General features: G+C 33.7%; 15 protein-coding genes. 2 read left to right on the top strand and 13 right to left on the bottom strand.

All coding sequences use genetic code 11. From position 1 onward, the window contains the following. The first annotated feature begins 71 nt into the window (after nucleotides 1-71). Together A9G17_RS00390 and proA are read left to right on the top strand one after the other, a co-directional pair. Nucleotides 72-500 carry a hypothetical protein gene (locus tag A9G17_RS00390; protein ID WP_065736994.1) on the top strand — a complete coding sequence of 143 codons (429 nt, stop codon included), beginning with the start codon at nucleotides 72-74 and terminating at the stop codon, nucleotides 498-500. Between the two features lie 234 nt (nucleotides 501-734). Next, nucleotides 735-1,988, top strand: a complete 1,254-nt coding sequence (proA, locus tag A9G17_RS00385; protein ID WP_065736993.1) for a glutamate-5-semialdehyde dehydrogenase — start codon at nucleotides 735-737, stop codon at nucleotides 1,986-1,988. Nucleotides 1,989-2,041: 53 nt separating this feature from the next. Here proA and trhP read toward each other — a convergent pair whose 3' ends face one another. The 13 genes from trhP to A9G17_RS00320 all read right to left on the bottom strand — a co-directional run bounded on the left by trhP (nucleotide 2,042) and on the right by A9G17_RS00320 (nucleotide 16,673). Continuing rightward, a complete protein-coding gene (gene trhP / locus A9G17_RS00380; protein WP_065736992.1) occupies nucleotides 2,042-3,385 on the bottom strand; it encodes a prephenate-dependent tRNA uridine(34) hydroxylase TrhP in 1,344 nt (447 codons plus the stop codon). 347 nt (nucleotides 3,386-3,732) lie between these two features. Beyond that, the gene (locus A9G17_RS00375; RefSeq protein ID WP_065736991.1) at nucleotides 3,733-3,930 is read right to left on the bottom strand and encodes a thermostable hemolysin delta-VPH; all 198 of its coding nucleotides are present in this window, start codon (nucleotides 3,928-3,930) and stop codon (nucleotides 3,733-3,735) included. A gap of 770 nt (nucleotides 3,931-4,700) precedes the next feature. Next, nucleotides 4,701-4,847 carry a YkgJ family cysteine cluster protein gene (locus A9G17_RS00370; protein WP_218059737.1) on the bottom strand — a complete coding sequence of 49 codons (147 nt, stop codon included), beginning with the start codon at nucleotides 4,845-4,847 and terminating at the stop codon, nucleotides 4,701-4,703. Nucleotides 4,848-4,944: 97 nt separating this feature from the next. Then, complete coding sequence (locus tag A9G17_RS00365; protein WP_065736990.1) at nucleotides 4,945-5,664, bottom strand: Imm52 family immunity protein; 720 nt, start codon at nucleotides 5,662-5,664, stop codon at nucleotides 4,945-4,947. A 15-nt stretch (nucleotides 5,665-5,679) separates the two neighbouring features. Beyond that, entirely contained in the window at nucleotides 5,680-6,411 is a 732-nt protein-coding gene (locus tag A9G17_RS00360; RefSeq protein ID WP_065736989.1) for a Tox-REase-5 domain-containing protein, read from the bottom strand. 9 nt (nucleotides 6,412-6,420) lie between these two features. After that, nucleotides 6,421-6,765: a hypothetical protein gene (locus A9G17_RS00355; protein WP_065736988.1), complete on the bottom strand. Its 345-nt coding sequence runs from the start codon at nucleotides 6,763-6,765 to the stop codon at nucleotides 6,421-6,423. Beyond that, nucleotides 6,762-7,268 (bottom strand): DUF4123 domain-containing protein, encoded by a 507-nt coding sequence (locus tag A9G17_RS00350; protein WP_065736987.1) that lies wholly within the window; start codon nucleotides 7,266-7,268, stop codon nucleotides 6,762-6,764. The genes A9G17_RS00355 and A9G17_RS00350 overlap by 4 nt, the downstream gene beginning before the upstream one ends. Continuing rightward, nucleotides 7,268-10,021, bottom strand: a complete 2,754-nt coding sequence (locus A9G17_RS00345; RefSeq protein ID WP_065736986.1) for a type VI secretion system Vgr family protein — start codon at nucleotides 10,019-10,021, stop codon at nucleotides 7,268-7,270. Before A9G17_RS00345 ends, A9G17_RS00350 begins: the two co-directional genes overlap by 1 nt. A gap of 230 nt (nucleotides 10,022-10,251) precedes the next feature. Next, nucleotides 10,252-10,845 (bottom strand): hypothetical protein, encoded by a 594-nt coding sequence (locus tag A9G17_RS00340; RefSeq protein WP_065736985.1) that lies wholly within the window; start codon nucleotides 10,843-10,845, stop codon nucleotides 10,252-10,254. 72 nt (nucleotides 10,846-10,917) lie between these two features. Further along, nucleotides 10,918-12,012 carry a DUF6708 domain-containing protein gene (locus A9G17_RS00335; protein ID WP_065736984.1) on the bottom strand — a complete coding sequence of 365 codons (1,095 nt, stop codon included), beginning with the start codon at nucleotides 12,010-12,012 and terminating at the stop codon, nucleotides 10,918-10,920. Between the two features lie 20 nt (nucleotides 12,013-12,032). Continuing rightward, the gene (locus A9G17_RS00330; protein WP_065736983.1) at nucleotides 12,033-13,133 is read right to left on the bottom strand and encodes a DUF6708 domain-containing protein; all 1,101 of its coding nucleotides are present in this window, start codon (nucleotides 13,131-13,133) and stop codon (nucleotides 12,033-12,035) included. Continuing rightward, nucleotides 13,134-15,830 carry a T6SS effector BTH_I2691 family protein gene (locus tag A9G17_RS00325; protein ID WP_065736982.1) on the bottom strand — a complete coding sequence of 899 codons (2,697 nt, stop codon included), beginning with the start codon at nucleotides 15,828-15,830 and terminating at the stop codon, nucleotides 13,134-13,136. It abuts the gene before it with no gap. A gap of 3 nt (nucleotides 15,831-15,833) precedes the next feature. Continuing rightward, on the bottom strand, nucleotides 15,834-16,673 hold the full coding sequence (locus tag A9G17_RS00320) for a DUF4123 domain-containing protein (RefSeq protein WP_065736981.1): 840 nt from the start codon (nucleotides 16,671-16,673) through the stop codon (nucleotides 15,834-15,836). Nucleotides 16,674-16,675 lie beyond the last annotated feature (2 nt).

Below are 16,675 nucleotides of genomic sequence, written 5' to 3'. Positions count from 1 at the left end.
GAATACTGATCACGCCGTAAATTTAGAAAATATAATTATAAAATAATAAATTATTAACATAAGGATAAATGATGGAATCACAAAATCGAACAGTAAAAGAATATTATGCTCGCCGTTTTTTATTACCAACAATAGTGATAGGAGTCATTGGAATCATTATCCTGTTAGCATTACCCGTTAAAAGTGGGTCATCTATTATCATGCTTACATGCTCTCTATTAATTTTTGTTTTTCAATATATGTCGGTTTATATTACCATTGGTGAAGATTTTATAACATTGCGACCAACTCCAATGAAAGAGGAGAACAAAGTATTTTTTAAAAATATAAAATCCATACAATATGAAAAAAAATATGTATCTATTGATTATTACAACGATACGAGTAAAACTGAAGAAAATTTGAAAATTCCTTTTAATCGTTTGGATAATAATACTAAAACTGAACTTTTAAATAATTTACATACTTGTCTAAAAGATAAAGAAACATTAACCAATTAATACTAAAGCAAAATTATAAGCATTCATCTTTTAGTTTTGTCTGATAATTAAAAAGTATTTTTACAGATATATTTTTTTAATATGAAGTCATCACCATAGCTAAAAATAGGATATCGTTGTATTAAAGTGATGATATTTACTCTAATACATGTTTTAATATTCAATTAAGAAATCTTTTTAGGAAAGTCCAATTTATTCTAAGATATTCGTGAATCAAATTAATAAAGGTCTAAAATGATAGTTCAAATGGGAAAAGAGGCAAAATTTGCTTCTTATCAATTAGCGCAATGCTCTACTACAACTAAAAATAAAGTTTTAGCGGTTATCGCTGATTTATTGGAAAAACATACCCCAACAATTCTTGCCGCTAATGAAAAAGATATCCAAGCAGCCAAAGAACAAGGATTAAATAAAGCGATTTTAGATCGTTTATTATTAACACCTGAACGATTATTATCAATTACCAATGATGTACGAAAAGTGATTTCATTAATCGATCCTGTTGGTCAAATTATGGATGGAGCCACTTTAGAAAACACTTTAAAGTTACAGCGTCAAAGAGTGCCATTAGGTGTGATAGGCGTAATATATGAAGCTCGTCCTAATGTGACGATTGATATTGCTGCACTTTGCCTTAAAACGGGTAATGCAGCTATATTAAGAGGGGGTAAAGAAACCATCCATACCAATCGAGCAACCGTAGCCATTATTCAACAAGCACTGGAGCAAGTGGGTTTACCTAAAGCAGCAATACAATTTATTGATAATCCCGATCGAAAATACATCAATGAACTACTTAAACTTGATAAATATGTTGATATGATTATTCCTCGCGGGGGGGCCTCTTTACACAAACTTTGTCGTGAGCATTCAACCATACCAGTTATTACGGGTGGAATTGGTGTTTGCCATATTTTTGTCGATGAAAGTGCCGATTTTGATAAAGTATATCCTATTATTTTAAATGCTAAAACTCAAAGACCAAGTACATGTAATACTCTAGAAACATTGCTTGTACATACTAAAATCGCTAAAACATTTTTACCTAAACTTAGTCAAATTATGGCGGATCATCAGGTTATATTACATGCCGATGCAGAGGCATTCAAAATTTTAGAAACAGGTGTTGCCAATGTGTTTCCTGTTGATGATGAAGAATTACGTCAAGAGTGGCTATCCAAAGATTTAAATATAGTTATTGTTGATTCACTTGAATTGGCGGTTGAACATATTCGTGAATACGGCAGTGGTCATTCAGAAGCAATATTAACACGTGATTTAACCAATGCTGAGAAGTTTGTCAATTTAGTCGATGCAGCGGCTGTCTATGTCAATGCATCAACTCGCTTTACCGATGGTGGACAATTTGGTTTAGGTGCTGAAGTCGCTGTTAGCACACAAAAACTACACGCACGTGGGCCGATGGGACTTGAAGCGTTAACAACGTATAAATGGATTGGTTATGGTGATGATTTGATTCGTCAATAACAACAATTAGAGTAACTGTTCGGTAAATCCGAACAGTTTTACTTAGTTTTAGGTTAATCAAAATTGCGCATCAATAAGGCATAATTTAAATCAATCTCTTCAGGAATTGGAATATAAACAATATGCCCATCCCCGAGTCCTGCTGGAACAGGTTGCCCTTTCTTATTTTCCATACGTTCAATAATAAAAGTCGTATTACCTTTAGGTGTCATCATCTCTACACTGTCACCTACTGAAAACTTGTTTTTAACAATAATTTCAGCCAAACCATTTAAACGCGCTCCACTAAACTCCCCAACAAACTGCTGTCTGTCTGATACTGAATGGCTATGCACATAATTTTGCATATCTTCATGTTTGTGACGACGTAAAAATCCTTCGGTATAACCACGGTGGGCTAAAGATTCAAGCTCAGTTAACAAACGAGGATCAAAAGGTTTACCCTCACTTGCTGCATCAATTGCTTGACGATAAACTTGAGCAGTTCGAGCACAATAATAAAAAGATTTAGTACGGCCTTCTATTTTTAATGAATGTACCCCAATTTTAGTTAAATCACCAACTAATTCAACCGCTCTTAAATCTTTAGAGTTCATTATATATGTGCCATGCTCATCTTCAAAAGCTTGCATATATTCGCCAGGACGTCCTGATTCTTCTAACATGAACACTTTATCCGTAGTGGAACCTATGCCTAAAGTTGGCTCCACTTGCTGAACGGGAATCGGTTCACACTTATGTACAATTTGCCCTACTTCGTCTTCTTTGCCTTCCGCAATTTTATATTCCCAGCGGCAAGCATTAGTACACGTACCTTGGTTTGAATCACGTTTATTGATATAACCTGAAAGTAAACAACGTCCAGAATATGCCATGCAAAGCGCACCATGAATAAAAACTTCTAGCTCCATTTCTGGTACTTTTTCTCGAATTTCAGCAATTTCATCTAATGACAATTCACGCGACAAGACCACTCGAGTTAATCCGATTTTGTGCCAAAATTTTACAGTAGCCCAGTTAACGGCATTGGATTGCACAGATAAGTGAATTTCCATTTCTGGAAAATGTTCACGGACTAACATAATTAAACCAGGATCGGACATGATAAAGGCGTCTGGTTTCATGTTGACAATAGGCTCTAAATCCCGAATAAAGGTCTTTAATTTAGAATTATGTGGAGCAATATTAACAACGACATAAAACTTTTTACCTTGCGCATGGGCTTCGTTAATGCCAATAGCTAAATTTTCATGATTAAATTCGTTATTACGAACACGTAAGCTATATCGAGGTTGTCCAGCATAAACTGCATCCGCACCATAAGCAAACGCATAGCGCATATTTTTAAGGGAACCAGCAGGAGAAAGTAACTCTGGTTTTGCATATAAAAGTGTCATTAAAAAATGCCTCTGATTTCAAGTCAGTATTACAGTATTGTAATAGGTTAAGCAAAAATAGGCTGGCATTTTACGCTTAAGCATAGCAATTGGCAAATTTATTGTATCAACGGTGAGTCACACAAAGTTTAATCGCATTAATTAGAAGTTAATGTCATATAATATGTTTAAATTATTATCAGTTTGAAGTAATGCGTGATTATAAAATTTTTTTAATTGCCAATTTATATAATCTAACTATTCAAAAATCATTTAGAAACGAATTTAATTGTTATGATAAAAACAAGATAAATTGAAATTCTTGACTGTATTGTTTACTTAATTAACATTGCACAATTTTAAAATTATCACTCTTCTTTACCCCTATTTAGTAATGGCAAATATTCTTGCCAACGATATTCTCGGATCGGCATAGGTTTTGCCTCATCAAAATAAAGGACTAATGCTGGTTTTATACCATTCCAATTATCTACAAACTCATACCCAACCAAATGACCATCTTTAATTAACCTTTTTGCTTTCGCATGATAATTAAAATAACTCATAATAGGCCTTAATAGAAAAGTTTAACAATTAAATAAAACGTATTTATAAATATCTAAATACTTGCAATTTTTCGTTCTCACTTATAAAAACTCAGCAATTATTATCCCCAAAACCCTTGAATAAACTTGTGGATAAAAGTGGTAACATATTAAAAAAAATAACTTTATTACACAGATCAATCTCTAGCCAGCTTTCATTGATAGTAAATTTTTTCATCATGGTGTTTGTAGGTTTATAAAGACTTATAATAAAGTTCATTCTAAAACTCAAATCGATTATTAAAAAAATTGCATAATTTATAAGATATAACTTATAAGTTCACACTCATAGAGAGTTTATATTGATTAAATCATGTTTATTATGAATTAAATAATAAATCTTATTTTAAAATCTGTTTTATCGTTGTTTACATAAGGCTAGAGTGAGATATTCATAATAATCAGACGATTATCAACATAATAGTTAATTGATAATATAACTTTCAATTTTCTTCTTATGTTAGATTAGGTTGGGATAATGATTGGATTAATTGTTCATAATGGATAAATAAAAGTCCAAAAAGTGGGATATTTAATTTATAACGATTGTAATTTAATCAACAACCAGATCTAACATAAAAATACTATTGCATTTGAGAGATTCCTTCTCGGCACTATCCTCCTTTAAAAGGTATGTTTACTCTAAATACATATTTCCTATTATGTAAAATAGGAAATACGAATCAATTTAACTAATCTAACCAATACAAATTTATTTTTACAAATTCGTCCTAACTATATTGATTAGTAAGATAAGTCTCATGGTAGTCTTCAACACGACAAATCAAAGGGCGATCTTTATAGATTTTACACAAATTCGTCACTTCATCAAAATGCACGTAAGTTGAATCACCACGATCAAGAAATTTTGTTTGCAAACTTTTTCCAACGTTCTACTAATATTTACCACATTTGTTACATGGTAATAAACTAAAAGTATTATAATCTTTCATAAATTCATCATCCCCTTTATCTTTATAAATCTGCATAACGAGGCAATAAACCTAATTCACGTAACTTAATATCGACACTATTTACAGCTTTGATATCATCTGTATTTTTCTCATCAAAAAAGTGTGGTAGAGTAACAACCAACGATCCAGCTGCATGTCCTTCATGATCTGTGGGGCTAATCACATCAAACGCCTGTGGAACTATATTATGGGATAACTGAACTTTAGGTAAGTAAATCATCCATGCAGCCGAAAGCCTATCTGGAAAAACTTTTTTCTCAGGTGTATAATTATTATTTACCATAATATATGCGCCATCAAATTGCTCAGACAAAGCAAGACAAAATTTTTGAATATTATTTAAATCTATTTCTGATAAAAGAATATCATAATCCAACCTGATCTTAACCTTAAATGGTTGTCCACAAGTTTGTTCATATATACTATACACTAATGCGGCCCCCTCTGTTTTTTTATCCCAGATAGCTAAGCCAAAATGTCTTTTGTCTTTATGATATTCTTGTGTTAATTTTTTTAAACCAATTTCTGTAATACCATCTTTGTCAAACACCTTATGAATCGATGATTTTTTTTTCGATGAGCTACATAAATACCAATCTTGTTCTCTGTATAGATATTGGTATTGGATTTTTAAAATGTTATTAACATGCTCTATACATGTTATAAGTGATAAATACTTTTTAGGATAAAAAAAGATATCAAAAATTAAATTTTTTTTCATAATTAATGATCCATGTTATTTTGATAGTGGCATATAAATTGTGTATAAGTTAGGATAATTATCCTTTATCGTTTGAAAATAACGGTATGCCTTACTAGTCATCCACACCCAACAGCATTTAGCAGGATAATTTAGTCTACATACATCATCATGCCTTTTTGCTTGATTATCAAGCTGTTCATAATTTTTATAAGCCCATTTTTGCAATTCTGGGGTTCCATTAACTTCTTTAAATAAATGATCGTAACGCGCTTTAGCTTCTAAAAATAGACAAAATCTAGGTTCCCATCCATCAAACTCTACTGGTGGATTACCTGGTCCTTTAAAATATACCCATTCAATAATATTTTTTGAAGTTTTATCATTTTTTTTTTTGGGATACCAGTATGAACCGCAAATTATTGATTGGTAATCTAACGATAATTCACTCATACCAGAACGATCTTTTATTTCCATTTTTACTCGTTTAAATGTTTCTGGTGGGCAATTACATTTGTTTCGACATCTGTCTCTTTCTAATTTTATTTGTATCATTGCTATTGTTGAAGTTCTTAAAGTTATTTGGTCACTTCCAGTAATACGCTCAATTTTTGCTGATTTACTTGGCAATTCTGTAGGTTTTGGGGGACTAACAGTTGGGCTTTTCTTACTAGCTTTATCTACATAAACTGCTACCGCACCTGTTCCTATTATCATAACAGCTATTTCCTTAAGCTCAATAATAGCTGGTATTACTTGTGCTACCATAATTTATCCTTAATTATTTTGTTGAATTTTAATACCTATTCTCAATAAATCTTCAAACTGAATTTCAGGATTTTCACCTGGTTTCTCTATCCATGCTTTAAAATTTTGATTATCTTTTATACCTGGAGTAGTTGCTTCTGCACATAAGAAAGCATCTATTAGCAATTCTTTTGAAAATCCTAATTCAAGAAGATAACAATAAGTTGTTTTTAACCGAGTAAATAAATGATCGATTTCTTCATCAGGTAAATTTAAACGACTATCATTTTTGAATTCATATATGAGTTTCCAAAGATATTCATCGTTTTCTTGATCTAAAATGTTATTCAATTGCTCTATTGTAAGTTTTATCATAATTTTCCTGCATTCAATGAATGATAATTATTCTCGTAATAATAGATCCATTCATCAATTTGAAGTGTAAAAATTTTAATTTGTTGTTCTGTCAAAACACTAGGTAATTTGTATAATACTCTTGGGTCATAATAACGCAGTAAGGCATAACGATTATCTTCTAGTGTTATATGAAGTTTATTTTCTAAATTATTTAGTAAATATTCAAAAGAGAGTGATGAAATTATCCAAGATACAGACGGATACTTTTGTTCTAGTTCTATGATTTGATTCTGAAAATCACTATTCATTTTTTTAATATAACAAATCCAAGGTCCAGCAAAAGCCATATCTTTATTGCTTGGTTGAAGAAATAAAGGTTTTATCCATTCATTTTCAATGATTTCTTCTTGAAAGAAACGCTCATACTCAAGTCCATCAATTAAGGTATATAAGTGTAATTTATTTCTTGAATATTTTTGGTGTTCAATTAATATTTGACTAGATATGTGTTGATTTAACATCATCGTTCTCCACTAATCACAAGCATCTCGCCATTTTCAGCCGCTTTAATCAAACAACTCAAACAAATACGATTTGTAGTCACAGATATCGCATTTGCTAAGATTGGAGATGATATATTAATAGTTTTAGGTCCCATCTTCTGTAATGCATTACTTTTTATATAAACATTATCAGCTGTGCCCAGTTCTATCCCTGCGCTACTGATTTTGATGTATGAACCGCCACACATTAACGTCAACTCTTTACTTGCGGTAATCGTCAGCTTTCCATCCACACTGTCTATTTTAATATCTTGCTTAGCAGCCATATTCAGGTTGGCATTTTGTGCCTGCACGTTAACATCACCTTGGTTGGCAAAGACTTTCATTCCTGATTTATGAGCAAACAGACCGATGGATTCACCGGATGAGACAGTAATGTTTTTTAACGCATTGATGTCAGTTTGGTTTTCACTGGTCACCGATACGCTGTTTGATGTGGACAGTTGGATGTTTTCCGGACTGGTTAAAGCGATGCCCTCTTGCGCATAAGCAATAATGCCACTTTGGGCTAATTGGGTTAATGTCGCTTTAAGTTGCTCTTGACTGTCGGTATCCGCACCATGAGCTTCAGAGGCAGTTGCTGCATTTTGCAGTGCTTTAGCAATTGATAATGCATTTTCAAGCTGGGTAATGGCACCTTGCATATCAAGCTGTTTACCCTGTGCCTTAGGCTCGGTCTGACTGGTCAGGTATAAACCTTTATTGGCAGCAATTGCCCCCCACTCATCGGTGCGCAGTTCAAATCCCTCACCACGCTGCTCTTTGTTTTGGTCAACTAAATGCCCGATGTTAAGCTGGGTTTTACCGTATTCGGTCGCTAACTTAATGTGCTCTTGTCCGCGCTTATCATCCATCCGCAGTTTGTTGTTAGCAGGAGTACGAATTACATTTCGATGTTTGTTTATGGTAGTCACATGGTCAGGGTGGCCACTGTCATGCATCGCATGCGCGATATAAGGTCGGTCCGGATTACCGTTAGTAAACGCTACCGCAACTTCTGTGCCGTCAATCAGTGGAAAGTGAAAACCATAGGTACTGCCTGCATACGGTTTAGCCAGTCTTAACCATAAACTCTCTTCACCGTTTCGCCACTCTTTTAAATCAAAGTTAAATTTAACCCGATAGCGCCCTTGTGTATCAATATAACCATAGGTGTCATTATTCGGACTGGTTACCCGTGCCGGTAAAGTGCCGTCAATAGTCGGAAAAGGAATCGGCTCGGGGCGGTAAGGTTTTAATGGCTGGTAAGGTATGGCAGTAAAAATCAGTTCATAAGCCTCACTGCGGTTTCCCTGTCCTTGCACCGTTAATATCATTACTCCCTCATCTATTCCAGCTATCGTACTGCCTTTGATGCGGATATGTTGACCCGGAGCTAAAGTGGCCTGATTACTTTTACCCCGGATAACAATTTGACGGCTAATGGCGTGTTCATGGCGAATGCGGGCATACCATTCACCACTTTCAACACCATTACTTGTGTTAGCTTGATTACGGTCAATATCACTGCTGTTGTTATTGCTATTACTACTGTTAGTGTTAACGCTATTATTGTCGTTGTCATTACTATTGCCGTTACTGCCTTGACTGCCGTCGGTATCGATATCACTACTGTTTTCATCATTATTACTGTTATGATTATTTATATCATTGTTATTGGTATTACTACCATTACCATTGCTATTTAACCCTTTATAGTGCTCATCATAACGGTAATCAGTACCGTAAGTGGTGTTATCTTTTAGTTGGCTATTAACCTCACCCAGTAAATTTGTCTGCGCATCGCGGTAGTTATAATCCTGTACTTGTACCGAAGATTCCACCATCTGACTGTGTAAGGTCATATCCCAGACACTTTCAACGCTGTTATCCAGTGTACCACTCGGTTGTTTGTACACAATATCAGCCACCTGCTGATAACCTTGCTCATAATCACTGATGACCAACACATCACAGTTGTGTTCACCATGTGTTTCAAACCGGAAATAGACCCCCACATCAGCAAGCAGTCTTTGAATAAATTCAAGGTCACTCTCCTGCCACTGGGTGATAAATTCACGCTCCGGATATTGCTCTTTAAGCGCTAAACGATAATCAATCCCTGTATAACCATGACCACGTAAGACCTCTTCAACCACACTGATAACACTTTGATTCTGAAAAATAGCACAATTATGACTTAATGCCAGTTTGGCTAATTGCGAGGATAAGACAACCTGATAACGGGCTTCATCGTTACTGACTGATAATTGACTGAACTGGGTTATCACACCATAAAGAGTGCGTGAGCTACCCTGAGATAATAGTGAATTTAACGGATTAAGCGGATTAAATTGGGTTAAAGAATTAAGTGAATCGAGTGGATTGGATTGTTTAAGTTTATCTAACTGCTTTAATGGCTCATTAAGTCCTTCGGCGGTAAAATCGCTTAAACTACTAGAATTAGCAGGGTTAAAACTCAAATGGGCATTTTGGTTAAGAAATGACTCAACAGAAAGTTGTTTATCCGAGCTAGTGAAAGTAATCGTATAGTGCCAAGGTTGGTTAAGTTGCTCATTACCCTCAACCTGTAAAACTGAAACCTCAGCAGGCAAACCATCAATATTTAACGTATAGCGATTATGACCGACTCCATTAACCAAACCATTCTTTAAACCACGACTTAAACCATTGCCCAATTGATTCACCAAATTGGTTAGTCCTTTATCCATGTTATCCTCAATATATTTCATGTATATAGCAAATATAACTTTTTTTATTTAACTATTTATTATTATTAATAATTTTTTAGTATTATTTTTAATAAAAATTTGATTATTATTAAATTCATCATTATTAATTAAATTTATGCATGAAGTTACGTTAAAAAGCAATCTAAGAATAGATATAAAATACACTGTTTCGAGTATTTTACAATCTTTTTTTTTATAAATTCTGTAAATCATAATTTATTGAGATAACATACTGATATTGATAATAAATAAAATGAAAATACTGGGATATGATAGCGTTTTAAAGCGTGTTTACGTCCAGCAAAACAAGGGGTAATAAGAGAAATAATTTGCTCGCTCGGTTTAAGCATAGCATACACTTCATAATGGTCAGTATGCTTTTCGGCTACAACTTCAACCAAATCACCTTCATCAAATTTATAATAACCCAGCCAACCTTTTAACTTAATTGTATTATTTAGTTTAGCTGTAAAATATTGTGATGGGAAATAATTACTTACATGTATACTATCATCATGCCCTATTGCCGCTAAACCAGCACTGTTATTCCCAGCTAATGTTGCTAGCGCCGCTCTACTCCGTATTTTAGCATTCAGTTTTTTCCTCTCTTCTTTACTCAAATAAGCATCATCACCCACGGGTGCATAACAGAATATTCCTTTAAACTCCGAAAGTGTACCCGTTATTTTTACTAAATTTTTAGGAGGTAAAATGGGATCAGTAATACTGATCCCCGTTTTTTTTAATAACTCTTCTTTATTATTATAAAGAATATCTTTTCCATCATATTTTGCGTAGGGCATAATTAGCCTTCTTAATTTTTATTTATACTTATTTTTTCGCTTTCATATTCAATAATTAGTATTCATTTAGGATCAGTTTCCGTAATCAACATATTTTCCTGTTTTTTCATCCAAAACACACCACTCTAATCGGCTCTCTAAAATGCCTTTTTGCACATCAGGTGGATAGTCTGATAAGGTTGTTTCTTTGGGTATGGGTTTGCCTTTTTTGCCTGCTTGCCTAATCACTTTTGGCCAACGTGGCTGCCAGCATAAGCATTCCGATATAAAATAACCTGTCGTGTAAACGGGTAATAGAATTAAAAATACCGGGATTAATAACAGATACATCACTATGCTTTTTGAATTTTGTGCTGCGTGGATCATCGGGCTGATATGGCCACCTAATCCATGAAATGGCATTGGTAAATGGGTGCTAAGTCTTGGTTTGGGTAAATTTTCTGGCCCATCTTCCATATAACGGCGAATAAATTCCCATTCATCTTTATAGTCTTGACCTTTATAGGTATTTTTCCCTATCCCGACTGAGTGAGCAATAGGAAAACCCGTTTTATAAGGATGAAAAACAATTAAATTCACCATATTGGTGCCATTCATATCCGAACCACTGTCACCAAAGTTACCCGGCATAATATGATCCCATTTAAATACGACAGTACCGCCACAATATTTAGGGCGCTGAATATAAACTTGCCTTGTTACCCGATTAAACCGTACCCGTATATGGCGTACGGTAAACAGTTCCAATCGATAAACATAACGGAAATAGCGGATGCATAAATATAAAGAGATAAAACAAATAATTCCAAAAAAAATTAAAGTGATAACATAGCCTCCTATTTCATCTGTCTGATTATTAAACAACATTCTAATACTATATATAAAATTAAAACCTGAAGTTAAAGGAATAAAAAAAATTAATAGACTAATCCAAGTAATAATTCCACGAAAATTTTCAAACATTCCACCACGAATCTCGAGATAGCGTTTATTATAAGCATAATATGGGCCAATGGCTCTTGGGTTATTACTGACTGACTCTTTAGTCCAATCCTTTTCAACTTCGCTGAGTTTCATATCACTACTGCTATAACCCATTTCTAATTTTTTTCGCGTTTCTTTTTTTATGGAGTTGCCAAACCATAATAAATATTCACCGATATACATTAACCTTTACATCCCTTTTTTTAATCACTATTACCGTAATCAACGTATTTTCCGGTTTTTTCATCCAAAACGCACCACTCTAATCGGCTCTCTAAAATGCCTTTTTGTACGTCAGGTGGATAGTCTGATAAGGTTGTTTCTTTGGGTATGGGTTTGCCTTTTTTGCCTGCTTGCCTAATCACCTTTGGCCAACGTGGCTGCCAGCATAAGCATTCCGATATAAAATAACCTGTCGTGTAAACGGGTAATAGAATTAAAAATACCGGGATTAATAACAGATACATCACTATGCTTTTTGAATTTTGTGTTGCGTGGATCATCGGGCTGATATGACCACCTAATCCATGAAATGGCATTGGTAAATGGGTGCTAAGTCTTGGTTTGGGTAAATTTTCTGGCCCATCTTCCATATAGCGGCGAATAAATTCCCATTCATCTTTATAGTCTTGACCTTTATAGGTATTTTTCCCTATCCCGACTGAGTGAGCAATAGGAAAACCCGTTTTATAAGGATGAAAAACAATTAAATTCACCATATTGGTGCCATTCATATCCGAACCACTGTCACCAAAGTTACCCGGCATAATATGATCCCATTTAAATACGACAGTACCGCCGCAATATTTAGGACGCTGAATATAAACTTGCCTTGTTACCCGATTAAACCGTACCCGTATATGGCGTACGGTAAATAGTTCCAATCGATAGACATAACGGAAATAGCGGATGCACAAATATATTAAAATTGAAGTAACTATTAAAAAAAACATTATTGTAAATATACCAGAAGCAACATTTCCTCTTTCATGATTATATAGCCTTGAAGCTATTGTTAATGCCATTAACATGCTAAATACAGGAGCAGAAAATATCAATAAACTTATCCAAGTAACAATCCCTCGAAAATTTTCAAACATTCCACCACGAATCTCGAGATAGCGATCGTTATAGGCATAGTACGGACCAATGGCTCTTGGGTTATTACTGACTGACTCTTTAGTCCAATCTTTTTCAACTTCGCTGAGTTTCATATCATTACTGCTATGACTCATTTCTAATTTTTTTCGTGTCTCTTTTTTTATGGAGTTGCCAAACCATAATAAATATTCACCGATATACATCTATAATGTCTCCGTAATAGCTTGATTCCAGGTTGATAATTCTTCAGTTAAATCTACAAATTTTTCACGGTCTGGTTCCTTGCCAAAACAGCAGCGATCAAACCATTTTTGAAGTGCATTGTCATCATTAATAATAAGCACAAACGAAACAATTAGTATAATAAATGAAGCCATAAATACAATTCTACCTATAACAAGGGCACTTCTAAGTGCAAAGCGTCCAATCGAAAGCCCCAAATCAGCTATTTTCACCCAAATGGTTCGTTCTGTACTATAACTAACAATCCTATCTAACCATGGTGCAAGCGTACCCAATACAGTTACAAATTGCCCAATACTAAGCGCCAAAGTTGCCAGCCCTCTCGCAAAATAAGCAGTGGCAATAATGTCCTTATCTTTTTTGCTTGTTTCATAGCCATCAATAAAATCTAATACGGCCATTACCCCTCCAGCTATCGTAGATATACTTGCCGACCACAAAAACAACCGACCAAAGGCATTAATAGTAACATGTCCAATTTTAGAATTTGGTTTGTTACCAATGCTATATTCAATTGTGCTTATATATACCTGTAAGGCGGCAGCAATGCTTGTCACAGTCGATGTAAGGAATTCAGCTACTTCCCGAATATTATCAATATGACCTGTTTTAAATTTTTGGTATGAATCGTAAGCGCTGAATCCAAGTAAGACGATAGCAAAACGAGTATTGACTAAATCAGCATTTCGGAAGTTTTCTTGTGCAATATTTTCAAGTTGCGGAACACCTCGTTTAGCCGTAGCTGAAAATCTTACACGATTAATATTATAACCCATATCATACATATTAGTCGCGGTTCGATTAAGCGAACTTATGATAAGATTCCCCACGGCATTGTGGAGACGCACCTCTGCACTCGATACAGTAATTCTTAAAAAATTTCTTACTAAATCTGTTAATGTCAAGGATAATATTGCTATTGGAAATCCTCGTTCTGCTAGTTGATCTATAATAGAACCTACTGTATTAATATGTTCAGTAAGGTTATTTAATAGTTCAATTGCTTTATTAACATTGGGATCAGTCTCATCTGTTTCAGGAGCATCAATTATCGCAATTGATCGTTGTATATCTAAATATTGATTGATGTCATCAATTAAACTTTTATTGTTAAAAAGGTATGTACGCATAACTAAGTTATCACGGGTTATTTGCGATGCATTCCACCATTGGTCAAGTATATCGGTAATTTCTGGCGAACTGCTTGTTCCATGTAGGCACATACTCATCTGAAATTGAAACATAATTCCGTCGAGTTTTTTGCTTTCATCATAAAGATCTAATGCTGTAATCAATTGCTCCGATTTTAACCATTTTATGTAGTCTTTAGTTCTTAGCTCTGCAAGTTTTTCAGCTTGTTCTGATTTTTCTTTAAAATCATTTTCAAATTTATTAAATTTTTCTTGTGATAAACGACTCCAATATTTTTTTTGAAACTCTTTCTCTGCTAGCTCTTGTGTATAGATAGATTCCACATTTTCGTTATACCATTCTTCACTCTTATCAAGTATTTTATTACTTTGGTTTTTAAGACCTTCAGGAATATAAATACCTTGCATTGCTTTAGTATTCTGTTTTTTTTGCTGCTCAACCGATTTCGAGTAACTCTGTATTAACTTTTTTATACGGCGATCATGAAATGACTTTTTAAATTCATCAAGTTGTTTTTTAACAATTAGACGATGTTCATTCGAAATCCCTTCATTATCTATAGCTTCCATCCAGGGTTTCATTTTTTTTTCAAGTGCTTCGTTACGACGATTATTTAAACTTTGTGTAATTCCTATCGCATCGTTAACTACAATTGCAGCGCCTTTGCGAGCGTTTAATTTTTTACAGAGTGATAAATAACGACCATAATATTTCTGAATATCTTTATCAAAAAAAGTGGCGCGATTTGTATATATGTAATGAGTTAATTGAAGTTGTTTGTTAGCACTATCCCGTTCTCCAAATTTAAATTCATAAGGCAATTTACTGCGCAAAAAAGCCTCTTGTTCAGCAATCTCTATTGCCGTTGAAAACTCTAGTATATTTGAAAGTAAAGCTTCATCTTTTATCGATCTCTGACCACTTCGTATTTGCTCTGGTGTCATGCCTTCTAGTTCGAATTCTGGAGTAGTCAGGTAAAACTCTAACCGTTCATTAGTTATTTTATTTGGACTAAAAATAAAATGAATTTTATAGATATCTTTACTATTTTTAAAGCTGATATATGAAGCATCCGCTCCGTCAGTAGCTATATTGCAATTATAATCAGGGGGAATCGAGGGTATCGTATTAATATTTTCAAACTCTGTTAGACATCCTTCAGGGCTGGAAGAAAATGCTCGCCACTCTTTCTTACCATTTTTATAGTCAACAAGCACATATAAATAACCTTGTCTAAGCATTTGTATACAATAATTAGAGTGTTCTAATGGTAAATTTTTTACCATTTCTTGAGCAAAATCTGGTAAAGGAGGGACTTCTACATTAGCTTTAAGATTATTTTTTATCATACGGTTTTTAGCTAAATAACCGCTAACTGATAACCGAGTTGGTAGAACAATTAAATCGCCTTCTTTTTCTTGACATTTTGGACACCGCCTACCAGAATCGTTCTCCTTAATTTTCGCAGCTGCTATTAATTTAATTAATTCATCTATTGATGCCATATTTTATTCCTGCTCTAATTGTTGCAAATATTTTTTAATTTGATGAATATTACTATTTTTCATCATATTGGAAAATTGATTGTAGGTTGTTTTCCGAAAGAATTGTTCAGATTTTTCCATAACATGATTAACAATATAATCCATTTTTTGTTGTTCTGGCGTATTAAATGAGGCCTTATAAATCCAGTCTAAAATCAATGTTAGAGTGTTTTGTTGACTCCCTGACAAAGGAGAATTTTGTTGTCTCATCATTTGATATTCATAAGCGTTATAAGCTTGAGCAATGTTAATTTTTTGCCATTGATTTGTTGTTATTTCATAATCAATATCTGACAGTATTAATTCTGGTTTGTGATGTAATTCGATATAACTATTTTGCCAATAGTACCAATATTGAGTAACGCCTAATAATTGATTTAATTGTTTTTTATTTAAGATATTTACTAAATGTTTTAAGACATATGGGTCATAAAATCTTAAAAAATAACATTTAGCTTTATACGACATAAACATAGCATTACTAATATGATTTTGTATGTTTTTCACACTGTACGGTGAAATAATTAAAGCAATTGCAGCCGATTGATTATTCTTTAACTCACTAATCACTTGATCAACATAACTTACTCCTTTCCTTATTGTACATAGCTGCAAACATTCATGATCCTGTGAAACCGTATCTTGTCTATCTCGAATTGGTACAATTGATTCAAATTCAAAATTATGCTCAAAGAAAAAATCATCGTTAATTTTTGGATCAATTAATAAATATACCTTGCCAAATCGATTCATTTGCTTAGCTATAATATTACTGATATCTGTTTCTGCTATGTTTTTAATCATTG

Origin of the sequence: Gilliamella sp. wkB7 (genome assembly GCF_001693435.1) — a bacterium.
GTDB lineage: Bacteria > Pseudomonadota > Gammaproteobacteria > Enterobacterales > Orbaceae > Gilliamella > Gilliamella apicola_N.
The sequence above is the reverse complement of the archived record's forward strand: the minus strand, read 5'-3'. Positions and strand labels throughout refer to the sequence as shown.

Excerpts from the sequence above, each read along its gene's own strand:
- A9G17_RS00390 (WP_065736994.1), top strand. The coding sequence starts at position 72 with ATGGAATCACAAAATCGAACAGTAAAAGAATATTATGCTCGCCGTTTT.
- proA (WP_065736993.1), top strand. The coding sequence starts at position 735 with ATGATAGTTCAAATGGGAAAAGAGGCAAAATTTGCTTCTTATCAATTA.
- trhP (WP_065736992.1), bottom strand. The coding sequence starts at position 3,385 with ATGACACTTTTATATGCAAAACCAGAGTTACTTTCTCCTGCTGGTTCC.
- A9G17_RS00375 (WP_065736991.1), bottom strand. The coding sequence starts at position 3,930 with ATGAGTTATTTTAATTATCATGCGAAAGCAAAAAGGTTAATTAAAGAT.
- A9G17_RS00365 (WP_065736990.1), bottom strand. The coding sequence starts at position 5,664 with ATGAAAAAAAATTTAATTTTTGATATCTTTTTTTATCCTAAAAAGTAT.
- A9G17_RS00360 (WP_065736989.1), bottom strand. The coding sequence starts at position 6,411 with ATGGTAGCACAAGTAATACCAGCTATTATTGAGCTTAAGGAAATAGCT.
- A9G17_RS00355 (WP_065736988.1), bottom strand. The coding sequence starts at position 6,765 with ATGATAAAACTTACAATAGAGCAATTGAATAACATTTTAGATCAAGAA.
- A9G17_RS00350 (WP_065736987.1), bottom strand. The coding sequence starts at position 7,268 with ATGTTAAATCAACACATATCTAGTCAAATATTAATTGAACACCAAAAA.
- A9G17_RS00345 (WP_065736986.1), bottom strand. The coding sequence starts at position 10,021 with ATGGATAAAGGACTAACCAATTTGGTGAATCAATTGGGCAATGGTTTA.
- A9G17_RS00340 (WP_065736985.1), bottom strand. The coding sequence starts at position 10,845 with ATGCCCTACGCAAAATATGATGGAAAAGATATTCTTTATAATAATAAA.
- A9G17_RS00335 (WP_065736984.1), bottom strand. The coding sequence starts at position 12,012 with ATGTATATCGGTGAATATTTATTATGGTTTGGCAACTCCATAAAAAAA.
- A9G17_RS00330 (WP_065736983.1), bottom strand. The coding sequence starts at position 13,133 with ATGTATATCGGTGAATATTTATTATGGTTTGGCAACTCCATAAAAAAA.
- A9G17_RS00325 (WP_065736982.1), bottom strand. The coding sequence starts at position 15,830 with ATGGCATCAATAGATGAATTAATTAAATTAATAGCAGCTGCGAAAATT.
- A9G17_RS00320 (WP_065736981.1), bottom strand. The coding sequence starts at position 16,673 with ATGATTAAAAACATAGCAGAAACAGATATCAGTAATATTATAGCTAAG.